Raw genomic sequence first — 10,121 nt, 5'->3', positions numbered from 1 at the left:
CCGGCCGTACGTGGTGAAGCCGGCCGAGGCGCTGCGGATGGTGGCGTTGGTGGACGTGCCGGGGGTGCAGGAGGCGGTGGAGCAGATCCTGGCCGCGGAGCGGGCCGAGGCGGAGCAGCAGGCGGAGAAGCTGCGCGCGGAGCTGGCCGAGATCGAGGCGCGGCTGGCGGAGTTGCGCGAGGCCCGCNGGGGCCGGTGCGACCCCCTCGCACCGGCCCCGCGTCCTACCCCTGCGCCCACAGGTCGATCAGTGTTGCGGAATGTTCTGTACCCCGATTCGGCGGCGGAACACCCAGTAGGTCCAACCTTGGTAGGCGAGCACGATCGGGGTGAACACCACCGCCACCCACGTCATGATCTTCAGGGTGTACGGGGTGGACGCGGCGTTGGTGGCGGTGAGTGTCCCGGCCGGGTCACCGGTGGACGGCATGACGTTGGGAAACAGCGCGGCGAACAGGGTCGCCACGGTCAGGGCGATGGCCACGGCGGTGCCGGTGAACGCCCAGCCCTCGCGGCGTACCCTCGCTGCGGCGAGGCCGCCGAGCAGGGCGAGGGCGGCGCCGGCGGCGAGCACGACGGCGGCGGCGCTTGCGCGGATGGTCAGCGACCAGCCGAGGAACGCCACCGCCGCGACGGCGGTGCCGGCGCCGAGCTTGACCGCGAGCGCGCCGGCGCGGCCGCGGATGTCGCCGGTGGTCTTGAGCGCGAGGAACACCGCGCCGTGGGTGAGGAACAGCCCGAGGGTGGTCAGGCCGCCGAGCAGCGCGTACGGGTGCAGCAGGTCGAGCAGGCCGCCGACGTACTCGTGGTCGGCGTCCAGGGGCACGCCGCGGAAGATGTTGGCGAACGCCACGCCCCACAGCACGGCCGGCACCGCCGAGCCCCAGAAGATGGCGAGGTCCCAGCGGCGTTTCCAGGACGCCTCGGTGCGCTTGTGCCGGTATTCGAAGGCCACCCCGCGGGCGATCAGGGCCAGCAGGATCAGCAGCAGCGGCAGGTAGAAGCCGGAGAACAGGGTGGCGTACCACTCGGGGAACGCGGCGAACATGGCGCCGCCGGCGGTGATGAGCCACACCTCGTTGCCGTCCCACACCGGGCCGATGGTGTTGATCAGGACGCGGCGTTGCCGGTCGTCGCGGCCGAGCACGGGCAGCAGCATGCCGACGCCGAAGTCGAAGCCTTCGAGGATGAAGTAGCCGGTGAACAGCACGGCGACGAGCAGAAACCAGACGGTGGTCAGTTCCACGGTGGGCTCCGGGTCAGTAGGCGAACGCGAGCGGGCGCTCGGCGTCGTCGGTGTCGTCGTCGGGTTCGGGGGTGAGGTCGGGTACGCCGGCGCGGGCGTAGCGGACGAGCAGCTTGAACTCGATCACCGCGAGGGTGGCGTAGATGAGGGTGAACGCGGTGAACGAGGTGAGGACCTCGGTGAGGGAGACGCTGCGGGACACGCCGTCGCGGGTGAGCATCTCGCCGAAGACGATCCACGGTTGGCGGCCCATCTCGGTGAAGATCCAGCCGAAGGAGTTGGCCAGCAGCGGCAGCACCGGCATGACCAGCCCGGCGCGCAGCAGCCACCGGCTGGTGGGGGTGCGGCCCTTGCGCTGGCTGAAGAGCACCAGCAGCGCGATGGCGGCGGCGGCCAGCCCGAAGCCGATCATGAAGCGGAAGCTCCAGTAGGTGACCGGGATGATCGGGGCGTAGGTGCCGGGGCCGTACTGGCTGGCGTACTGGGCTTGGAGGTCGTTGATGCCCTGAACGGTGCCGTGGGGGTCGCCGGTGCCGAGGAACGACAGCAGGTACGGGATCTTGACGGCGAACAGTTCGCGGCTGCCGTCGAGGCTGCCGACGGTGAGCACGGAGAACGAGGCGGGGCTCTCGGTGGTGTAGAGGCCCTCGGCGGCGGCCATCTTCATCGGCTGCACCTCGGTCATGATCTTGCCTTGGATGTCGCCGGTGAGCACGACCAGCGCCGAGGAGATCAGCACCACCCAGGAGCCGAACCTGGTGGCGAAGCGGTAGGCGCCGGTGTCGGCGCTGTCGCGGTTGCGCATCATGTGCCACAGCCCGACGGTGACGACCAGGGAGCCGGCGACCAGGAACGACCCGGCGAGGGTGTGCGGGAAGGTGACCAGGGCGACCTTGTTGGTGAGCACGGCGACGAAGTCGGTCAGCTCGGCGCGGCCGCTGTCGGGGTTGATCCGGAAGCCGACCGGGTTCTGCATGAACGAGTTCGCGGCGAGGATGAAGTACGCCGACAGGTTCGTGCCGATCGCGGCGGCCCAGATCGCGGCCAGGTGCAGCCGCTTGGGCAGCCGGTCCCAGCCGAAGATCCACAGGCCGATGAACGTGGATTCGAGGAAGAACGCGACCAGGGCCTCGATGGCCAGGGGCGCGCCGAAGATGTCGCCGACGAAGCGGGAGTAGTCGCTCCAGTTCATGCCGAACTGGAACTCCTGCACGATGCCGGTGACGACGCCCATCGCGAAGTTGATCAGGAAGAGCTTGCCGTAGAACTTGGTGAGTTTGAGGTACCGCTCGTTGCCGGTGCGGTGCCACATCGTCTGCAGGACGGCGACGAGCACGGACAGGCCGATGGTCAGCGGCACGAACAAGAAGTGGTAGACGGTGGTGACACCGAACTGCCAGCGGGCGACGTCCAACGCGTCCACCTGAAGACCTCCAGCCGCGCTTACTACGATACGTAGTAAATACTACTCGGCGTCGTAGAAAAAGTTTCAGGGCCGTCCGGCCCGAACCGCCCCGGGACCAATGACCCTGATCACCCCGGCTCGTGCGACCATCCACCCTTGATGGACAGCTCCCCCTGGCGTGCGCCGCTGCTGTGGCGCGGCGCGCAGACGTTCGCCCGCGCGGTCGTGGCGCTGGTCGGTCGACTGGAGGTCACCGGCGACGTGCCGGATGCGCTGCGGCGTGGCCCGTTGATCCTCGCGGCCAACCACATCAGCCCGTTCGATCCGGTGGTCCTCGCCGCCGCCTGCCGGGTGCGGCGGGTCGCCCCCCGGATCATGGCCACCGGCGGGCTGTTCCGGGCCCCGCTGATCGGGGCGCTGATGCGCCGCGCCGGGCACATCCGCGTCGACCGCGGCACCACCGGCGTGCACCGCTCTTTGGAGGTCGCCGCCGCGGCGGTGGCCGGCGGGTCGGTGGTGCTGGTCTATCCGGAGGGGCGCATCGGGCTCGACCCGGGCATGTGGCCCGAGCGCGGCAAGACCGGGGTCGCCCGCCTCGCCTTCGCCAGCGGCGCGGCCGTCGCGCCGGTCGCGCAGTGGGGCTCGCACGAGGTGCTGCCGTACCGCGCGCCCAAGGGGCTGCTGCGGGGTCTGGTCCGCGCGTGCGTGCGACGTCCGGTGATCCGGGTGCACTTCGGTGCCCCGGTGGCACTGCGCGATCTGCACCCGGACACCCCCGGCGCGGCGCGACGCGCCACCGATCGGATCGTCGACGCGATCACCGAGGATCTGGTCCGGTTGCGCCCCGACGAACCCGATCGGCCCCGGCACGTCGACCCCGGCCGGCCGGTGGACACCAGCCGCGTCCACCGCCGCCGCCCCGGGTGAGGTGGCGGTCAGGGGGTGGCGTGCAGGCGGGCGTCCAGCGTGTCCAGGTCCGGCACGAACCACACCTGGTCGTGCCGGTTGGACTCGGCGACCAGGGCGCGCAGCGCGCCGCTGGCGGCCAGGTGGGCGGAGATGTCGCCGACCACCACCAGGCGCAGTCGGTAGTTGACGAACTTCTGCATGACCTCCCCGGCGAAGCGGGTGCCCAGCGCGAAGAAGCGCGCATCGAGGCGGGCGGCGGGCACCGCCACCACGGTGGCGCCGAGGAACGCCGCGCCGATCAGGTCCAGCGCGTCGGCCTCGGTGGCGATCGGCGGCCCGGCCGGGTCGCACACCAGCACCGTGACCCCGGCGAGGTGACGCAGCTCGTCAGCCACGGCCGGCCTCCTCGCCGGTGAGCAGGCCGTTGCCGCCGTCGAGGACCGCGTCGAGCAGGCGCAGCAGGTCGGCGGTGGCGGCGAGGTCGCCCAGGACGATGATCTTCATGCGGTGACGCTCCTCGTCGTGGACGGTCTGCACGCGCAGCGGACGGTCCGGGTCGGGGTGGGTGTTGACGCCGGCCAGCACCAGCGTCGCGAGCCGGTCGGCGGCGGCCCGGTCGACGCCGTCGAGCGCCACGATGCTCGACACCTCCGCCGCCGCGGACGCCGGTGGCGGCGGCCGGCCGGTCAACGCGTCCAGGTCGACGCGGGCGATCCGGTACTGCTTGCCGATGCGCACCGCCCGCAACCGGCCGGCACGGATGTAGGCACGCACCGTGCGCACGTGCAGCCCGAGCAGCTCCGCGACCTGCTCCACCGAGTACATGTCGTTACTCATCGCTCCCTATGCTAGGGCGGCAGGTGAGGATAGGGAAGTTTTTTGCCCGGCCTCCTCGACGCCACCTCCGGCCCGGCATACTGCCGGCGTGCAGCCCCGTCACGGCTACCTCGACGCGCCCGCGCCGCTGGCCTTCGCCCACCGAGGCGGCGCGGGCGATGGCGACGAGAACACCGTCGCCGCGTTCGCCCGTGCCGTCGCCCTCGGCTACCGGTACGTGGAGACCGACGTGCACGCCACCGCCGACGGCGTGCCGGTGGTCTTCCACGACCCGACGCTGGCCCGGGTCACCGGCGAGCCCGGGCGCATCGCCGACCTGCGCTTCGCCGACCTCGCCTCGGTACGCGTCGGCGGCGCCGCGCTGGTGCCCCGCCTCGACGACGTCCTGGGCGCCTGGCCGGAGATCCGGTTCAACGTCGACGTCAAGGCCGACGCCGCCGTCGAGCCCACCGTCGCCGCGGTCACCCGCGCCGACGCCGGCGACCGGGTGCTGCTGGCCTCGTTCAGCGACGCCCGGCTGACCCGGCTGCGTGCCCTGGCCGGCCCGACGGTCGCCACCAGCCTCGGCATGCGCGGCGTGGCCCGGCTGCGGATGGCCTCCCTGCACGGGCGGCCGCTGCGGCTGCCGCCGTCCGTGGTCGCCGCCCAGGTGCCGGTCTCCTACGGGGGGATCCCGGTGGTCGACCGGCGCTTCCTGGCCTACTGCCACCGCATCGGGTTGCAGGTGCACGTCTGGACGATCGACGAACCCACCCGGATGCACCACTTACTCGATCGTGGTGTGGATGGCATCATGACCGATCACGTCGACGTGCTGCGCGACGTCTACCGCAGTCGCGGCCACTGGGCCGCCTGAACCCCGCAAGGACCGCCCCGATGGCCGATACGGTCACCCCCGCCGTCGCCGAGCCCGCGACACCGGGCAGCACCCGCCGCGAACGCACCGGCTGGTACATCTACGACTGGGCGAACTCCGCCTTCCAGACCACCGTCATCACGGTCTTCCTCGGGCCCTTCCTGACCACCGTCACCGAACTGGCCGCCGGCTGCGAACTGGGCGCGGAGCGCTGCGACGGCGTGGTGCACCCGCTGGGCATCCGCGTCGCCGCCGGCTCCTACTACCCGTACCTGATCTCGCTGTCGGTCTTCCTCACCGTGTTCGTGCTGCCCGTCATCGGCGCGATCGCCGACCGCTCGGCGCACAAGAAACGACTGCTCGCCGCCGCCGCGTTCACCGGTGCCGGGGCGACCATCGCGTTCGCGTTCGTCACCGGCGAGCGGTACCTGCTCGGCGGCGTGCTGTTCCTGATCGCGAACATCTCCTTCGGCGCCGCCGTGGTGGTCTACAACTCGTTCCTGCCGCAGCTCGGCGGCCCGGACGACCGCGACGGCATCTCCAGCCGCGGCTGGGCCATCGGCTACCTCGGTGGCGGCGTGCTGCTCGCGCTCAACCTGGTCGCGGTCACGCTGCTCAGCGAGGACGGCAACGACCAGCGCACCCTCGACCTGGCGCGCTGGTCGATCGTCTCGGCGGGCGTGTGGTGGGCGGCGTTCACCCTGCTGCCGCTGCGCTGGCTGCGCGAGCGCCCCACCGCCGCCGCCCTGCGCGGTGGGGGCAACGTGCTCACCGACGGGTTCCGGCAGCTCGGCCACACCCTGCGCGAGGTCAGGGCGTACCCGCTGACGCTGTTCTTCTTGCTCGCCTTCCTGGTGTTCAACGACGGCATCCAGACCGTCATCACCCTCGCCAGCCAGTACGGCACCGAGGAGCTGCGGCTGGAGCAGGGCACCCTGATCGTGACCATCCTGCTGGTGCAGTTCCTCGCGTTCGGCGGCGCGCTGGCCCTGGGGGCGCTGGCCCGGCGCATCGGCGCCTGGAAAACCGTGCTGCTGTCGCTGGTGCTGTGGACCGGCGTGATCATCGCGGCGTTCCGGCTGCCCGCCGAGGCGCCGGTGCCGTTCATGATCCTCGGCGGCTGCATCGGCTTGGTCCTCGGCGGCAGCCAGGCGCTGAGCCGGTCCCTGTTCAGCCAGCTCATCCCCGCCGGCAAGGAAGGCGAGTACTACGGCTTCTACGAGATCAGCGACAAGGGCACCAGTTGGCTCGGCCCGCTCGCCTTCGGCCTGGTGTTCCAGCTCACCTCGTCGTACCGGGTGGGTCTGGTCTCGTTGCTGATCTTCTTCGTGGTCGGTTTCGCGCTGCTGGCCGCCGTGCCGATGCGCCGGGCCATCGTCGCGGCCGGCAACACCCCGCCGCGGGTGCTCTGAGCCGCAGCGCGCACGTCGTCGGGGCCCGGATGCGGCCTGGTCGATGCACTAGGCTGCCCCGACGTGACCGACGACGACGCTGCCGCCCCGACCTGCCTGGCCCGCCCCCTGCCGGGGCCCGGCGACGACCGTGCCGGCGGCTGCGCCGCGGCCCGGGGCGCCGACGGCCGGCCACTGCACGCCGCCGCGCTGAAGTTCTTCTGGGGGCCGATGGACTGCGGCAAGTCGACCATGGCGTTGCAGATGAACCACAACCACGCCCGGCAGGGCCGCCGCGGGCTGGTCACCACCCGCATCGACCGTTCGCTGGGCCCGCAGGTCACCACCCGCATCGGCCTGGCCCACTCCGCCGTCGAGGTCACCGACGACCTCGACCTGCGCGACCTGGTGCGCGCCGCCTGGGCCGAGGGGGTACGGGTGGACTACCTGATCTGCGACGAGGCGTCGTTCTACAACCTGGAACACGTCGAGCAGATGGCCGAGCTGGTCGACAACTTCGACGTCGACGTGTACGCGTTCGGCCTCGCCACCGACTTCCGCTCCTGCCTGTTCCCGGCCGCACGGCGGCTGTTCGAGCTGGCCGACTCGGTGGCCCGCATCCAGGTCGAGGTGCTCTGCTGGTGCGGCCGCGAGGGACTGCTCAACGCCCGGGTGGTGCGCGGTGAGGTGGTCCGCGAGGGCGCCCAGGTCGTCATCGGCGACACCGTCGACACCGCCGACGTGCGCTACCAGGTGCTGTGCCGACGGCACTACCGCTCCGGCGACCTCGGCCCGCGCGCCTGAGCCTCAGAACGGGTCCCCGCACACCCGCCAGCCGCCGTCCTCCGACACCACCGGCAGTTCGCGTTCCTCGCTGCCGCCGCCGTCGCGGTTGAGCCGCACCACCACCGTGGCGCGCGGGCGCCCGGCCCGGGTGGTCACCGACACGTCGACGATCTCGTAGCCGCTGACCAGCGGTGGGGTCCGCACCCAGCTACCGAACCCGGCCTGGCTCCACCGGCTGCGCGCCTCGGCGCACAACCGCCCGTACGCCCGGTCGGTGTCGCCCGCGGCGACGTCCCGGAAGAACCCGTCGGCGGTGTCGCGCACCGGACCGTCGGCGCCCAGCACCGCCTGGGCGTTCCACGCCGCCAGGCCGGCCGCGCCGACCAGGCAGGTGCCCAGCGCCAGGCCGGCGACCAGCGCCCCGGCGCGCGCCGGTCGACGTCGCCGGGCCGGTCGGCGCCACGCCTGTTCCCTGCCCATCACCACCGACGGTAGGCACACCACGAGCGGCCCGCAGCCTGTTGGGTCGCGGCGCGCACCGACCGGTCAGCCGCGTCGACGTGCCCGCGCCGCCCAGATCGCGTACGCCGGGTCGCGGTCGAGGTTGTGGCGGTCGCGGTCGTAGCGGCGGGTGGTCCGCGGGTCGGCGTGACCCATCGCGTCCTGCACGTCCTCCAGCGGCACCCCCTCGGAGCGGGCGGTGGTGGCGAACGCGTGCCGCAGCGAGTGCGGCGACAGCCGCGCCCAGGCGGCGATCCCGGCGCTGCGGGCGAGCCTGCGCACCAGCCGGAACACGGCGTGCCGGTCCAGCCGGCCGCCGGTGGCGGTGACCAGCAGCGGCCCGGTCAACTGCGGCACCGTGACGCCCTGGGCGGCGGCCCGGGCCGCCAGGTAGGCGTCCAGCGCGTACGCGGTGCCCGGGGTGAGCGCGCGGCGGCGTACCTTTCCGCCCTTGCCGACGAAGCGGACGCTGCGGTGGCCGCGCTCGGCGCCCAGGTCGGCCAGGTCCAGCGAGACCAGTTCGCCGACGCGCAGCCCCAGGTCGGCCAGGAGCGCGACGGCCGCCCGGTTGCGGGCGGCGGTCGGGCCGGCGTCGGCTTCGGCGGCGGCGAGCAGCGCGTCGACCTCCTCCGGGCTGAGCCCGATGGTGGCGGAGTGGTCCCGGTCCACCCGGGGCCGGTCCGCCGCGGCGACCGGGTTCGCCGGCACCGCACCCAGCTTGGCCAGGAAGTCGTACCAGCTCGACAGCGCGGACAGCCGGCGGGCCACGGTGGCCGGGGTGAGGGGGCGCCCGTCGCGGCCGGCCGGTCGGGACTCCAGCTCCCGGCCGTAGGCGTTGACGTCGAGGAAGGTGACCCGCAGCGGGTCGATCGCGTGCTCCGCGCACCAGCGCAGCCAGCCGGTGACGTCGCGCCGGTACGCGTCGCGGGTGTGCTCGGACAGCCGCCGGTTGCGCAACCACGCCTCGGTGAAGTCGGCCGGCCCTGCGCCGGGCCGGACAAGACGAGCGCGGGGCAACACCTCGGGACGCAGCATGTGAGAAAGGTTCTCAGCCGGCGGGGTGTTTCGCGACGAGGCGCGCCTGACCGGATTCCCGCTCCGGTGGCGCGGGGAGAGACCGACGCGCCGGCCTCTCCCCCGCGCCGGGCCGGTCAGGCGGTGGTGAGCTGCCGGTGGCCGTTGCCCTCGGTCGCCGTGGTGACCGAGATCCGGCGCGGCTTGGCGCGCTCGGCGACCGGGATGCGCAGCGTCAGCACCCCGTTGTCGTAGCCGGCCTCCAGCCGGTCGGTGTCGAGCGTGTCGCCCAGGAACAACTGCCGGGTGAAGGTGCCCATCGGCCGTTCGGCGGCGACCAGTTCGACGTTCTCGCCGGTGGGACGGCGCCGCTCGGCGCGGACGGTCAGCACGTTGCGCTCGACGGTGCAGTCGATGCTGTCCGGGTCGACGCCGGGCAGGTCGAAGGCGGCGTAGAAGTGGTCGCCGTCGCGGTAGGCGTCCAGGTGCATCATCGCCGGTCGGGCGGTGGTGCCGAAGAACTGCTCGGCGATCCGGTCGATCTCGCGGAACGGGTCGGTACGCATCAACATGGCACTGCCTCCTCGGTTCTCCTGACCCAGGTTCTCAAGTTGAGTCTCGGTGACTCAAGTTCTCGATTTCTGTTTTAGCGCGACGGCGAGACGCCGTCAAGCCGCACCGGCGACGTCGCACGCCGGTGCGGTCAGTCGTGCGCCGGAGCGGTCACAGGAACAGGTGCATGACGTGCAGGCCGACCCGACCGCGCGTCGGGTGGGCGAACGCCTCGGGCACGGTGCCGACCACGGTGAAGCCGAGCTGACGGTAGAGCGCCACGGCCGCCGTGTTGGTCTCCGCCACGGCGTTGAACTGCATCGCGGCGAAGCCCTGCCGGCGGGCCCAGTCCAACGCGTCCTCGCACAGCGCCCGGCCGACGCCGCGACCCCGGGCGTCGGCGGCGACCATGAAGCTCGCCGTCGCCACATGCGACCCCGGCCCGGGCCGGTTGGCGCCCATCTTGGCGGTGCCGAGCACCGCGCCGTCGTGGTCCACCGCCACCGAGGTACGCCCCGGCGGGCGCTCCATCCACACCTCGCGCGCCACCTCGGCCGGCCACGCCGGGTCGTAGACGAAGGTGTCCCCGGCGGTGACGACCGCCTCGACGATCGGCCAGACCCG

General features: G+C 72.6%; 12 protein-coding genes and 1 pseudogene. 5 read left to right on the top strand and 8 right to left on the bottom strand.

From position 1 onward, the window contains the following. Window positions 1-184 (top strand): annotated as a pseudogene (locus tag B1205_RS30715) (DUF5320 domain-containing protein); the annotation flags it as partial. 63 nt (window positions 185-247) lie between these two features. Here B1205_RS30715 and cydB read toward each other — a convergent pair. After that, on the bottom strand, window positions 248-1,246 hold the full coding sequence (cydB, locus tag B1205_RS01980; protein ID WP_089154043.1) for a cytochrome d ubiquinol oxidase subunit II: 999 nt from the start codon (window positions 1,244-1,246) through the stop codon (window positions 248-250). Between the two features lie 13 nt (window positions 1,247-1,259). After that, window positions 1,260-2,669 (bottom strand): cytochrome ubiquinol oxidase subunit I, encoded by a 1,410-nt coding sequence (locus B1205_RS01975; RefSeq protein WP_089154042.1) that lies wholly within the window; start codon window positions 2,667-2,669, stop codon window positions 1,260-1,262. A gap of 141 nt (window positions 2,670-2,810) precedes the next feature. On the opposite strand from B1205_RS01975, the gene B1205_RS01970 reads away from it, so the two are divergent. Then, a complete protein-coding gene (locus B1205_RS01970) occupies window positions 2,811-3,578 on the top strand; it encodes a lysophospholipid acyltransferase family protein (protein WP_089154041.1) in 768 nt (255 codons plus the stop codon). Between the two features lie 8 nt (window positions 3,579-3,586). Here the strand turns inward: B1205_RS01970 and B1205_RS01965 are convergent, their stop codons facing one another. Both B1205_RS01965 and B1205_RS01960 read right to left on the bottom strand, forming a co-directional pair. Further along, a complete protein-coding gene (locus tag B1205_RS01965) occupies window positions 3,587-3,955 on the bottom strand; it encodes a DUF4180 domain-containing protein (protein ID WP_089154040.1) in 369 nt (122 codons plus the stop codon). Next, a complete protein-coding gene (locus B1205_RS01960; RefSeq protein ID WP_254909642.1) occupies window positions 3,948-4,397 on the bottom strand; it encodes a helix-turn-helix domain-containing protein in 450 nt (149 codons plus the stop codon). Before B1205_RS01960 ends, B1205_RS01965 begins: the two co-directional genes overlap by 8 nt. An 88-nt stretch (window positions 4,398-4,485) precedes the next feature. On the opposite strand from B1205_RS01960, the gene B1205_RS01955 reads away from it, so the two are divergent. The 3 genes from B1205_RS01955 to B1205_RS01945 all read left to right on the top strand — a co-directional run bounded on the left by B1205_RS01955 (window position 4,486) and on the right by B1205_RS01945 (window position 7,448). Continuing rightward, window positions 4,486-5,253, top strand: a complete 768-nt coding sequence (locus B1205_RS01955) for a glycerophosphodiester phosphodiesterase (RefSeq protein WP_089154038.1) — start codon at window positions 4,486-4,488, stop codon at window positions 5,251-5,253. A 20-nt stretch (window positions 5,254-5,273) separates the two neighbouring features. Beyond that, window positions 5,274-6,665, top strand: coding sequence for an MFS transporter (locus tag B1205_RS01950; RefSeq protein WP_089154037.1), 1,392 nt, complete (start codon window positions 5,274-5,276; stop codon window positions 6,663-6,665). Between the two features lie 63 nt (window positions 6,666-6,728). Continuing rightward, window positions 6,729-7,448, top strand: a complete 720-nt coding sequence (locus B1205_RS01945; protein WP_089154036.1) for a thymidine kinase — start codon at window positions 6,729-6,731, stop codon at window positions 7,446-7,448. Window positions 7,449-7,451: 3 nt separating this feature from the next. On the opposite strand, the gene B1205_RS01940 is transcribed toward B1205_RS01945, so the two are convergent. The 4 genes from B1205_RS01940 to B1205_RS01925 form a co-directional block, all read right to left on the bottom strand. Further along, entirely contained in the window at window positions 7,452-7,910 is a 459-nt protein-coding gene (locus B1205_RS01940) for an Rv0361 family membrane protein (protein ID WP_089154035.1), read from the bottom strand. A 66-nt stretch (window positions 7,911-7,976) separates the two neighbouring features. Beyond that, window positions 7,977-8,966, bottom strand: coding sequence for a tyrosine-type recombinase/integrase (locus B1205_RS01935; protein ID WP_089154034.1), 990 nt, complete (start codon window positions 8,964-8,966; stop codon window positions 7,977-7,979). Window positions 8,967-9,082: 116 nt separating this feature from the next. Continuing rightward, window positions 9,083-9,517, bottom strand: coding sequence for an Hsp20/alpha crystallin family protein (locus B1205_RS01930; protein WP_089154033.1), 435 nt, complete (start codon window positions 9,515-9,517; stop codon window positions 9,083-9,085). 151 nt (window positions 9,518-9,668) lie between these two features. After that, window positions 9,669-10,121, bottom strand: a 453-nt coding sequence (locus tag B1205_RS01925; RefSeq protein WP_140157964.1) for a GNAT family N-acetyltransferase, incomplete at its 5' end; no start/stop codon positions are given.

The organism is Micromonospora sp. NBS 11-29, assembly GCF_002140155.1.
Taxonomy (GTDB): Bacteria; Actinomycetota; Actinomycetes; order Mycobacteriales; family Micromonosporaceae; genus Micromonospora.
Note: the sequence above shows the minus strand (reverse complement) of the source record. Positions and strands in the feature narration are given on the sequence as shown.

What these genes read in the sequence shown, in the direction of transcription:
- B1205_RS01970 (WP_089154041.1), top strand. Translation starts at nt 2,811, where the DNA reads ATGGACAGCTCCCCCTGGCGTGCGCCGCTGCTGTGGCGCGGCGCGCAG.
- B1205_RS01960 (WP_254909642.1), bottom strand. Translation starts at nt 4,397, where the DNA reads ATGAGTAACGACATGTACTCGGTGGAGCAGGTCGCGGAGCTGCTCGGG.
- B1205_RS01950 (WP_089154037.1), top strand. Translation starts at nt 5,274, where the DNA reads ATGGCCGATACGGTCACCCCCGCCGTCGCCGAGCCCGCGACACCGGGC.
- B1205_RS01940 (WP_089154035.1), bottom strand. Translation starts at nt 7,910, where the DNA reads ATGGGCAGGGAACAGGCGTGGCGCCGACCGGCCCGGCGACGTCGACCG.
- B1205_RS01935 (WP_089154034.1), bottom strand. Translation starts at nt 8,966, where the DNA reads ATGCTGCGTCCCGAGGTGTTGCCCCGCGCTCGTCTTGTCCGGCCCGGC.
- B1205_RS01930 (WP_089154033.1), bottom strand. Translation starts at nt 9,517, where the DNA reads ATGTTGATGCGTACCGACCCGTTCCGCGAGATCGACCGGATCGCCGAG.